Genomic DNA, 286 nt, shown 5'->3' on the forward strand with positions numbered 1-286 from the left:
GAGGGCCGCACTGACAACGATCCCGTCAGCGTCATGCAAGCGCCGAAGAGCGCCCATCGACTGCCGAAAGTGATGACGGTGGACGACATGACGGCGCTGCTCTCGGTGATGGGTCCGGTGGATCGAGAGGGCAACCCGCGTCCCCAAACGCCCGATGACCTGCGAGACCAGGCCCTGCTTGAATTTCTCTTCTCCTGCGGCGCCCGTATTTCCGAGGCTTCGGGGCTGCTGGTGGAATGGGTGCATTTTCCCGCGCTGGAAGTCAAGGTGTTCGGAAAGCGCGCCA

General features: G+C 62.9%; 1 pseudogene. It reads left to right on the forward strand.

From position 1 onward, the window contains the following. Window positions 1-286: pseudogene (locus tag PZH32_RS14020) on the forward strand (integrase); the annotation flags it as partial.

The sequence above is a fragment of the Adlercreutzia equolifaciens genome (genome assembly GCF_029076695.1).
Taxonomy (GTDB): Bacteria; Actinomycetota; Coriobacteriia; order Coriobacteriales; family Eggerthellaceae; genus Adlercreutzia; species Adlercreutzia equolifaciens_A.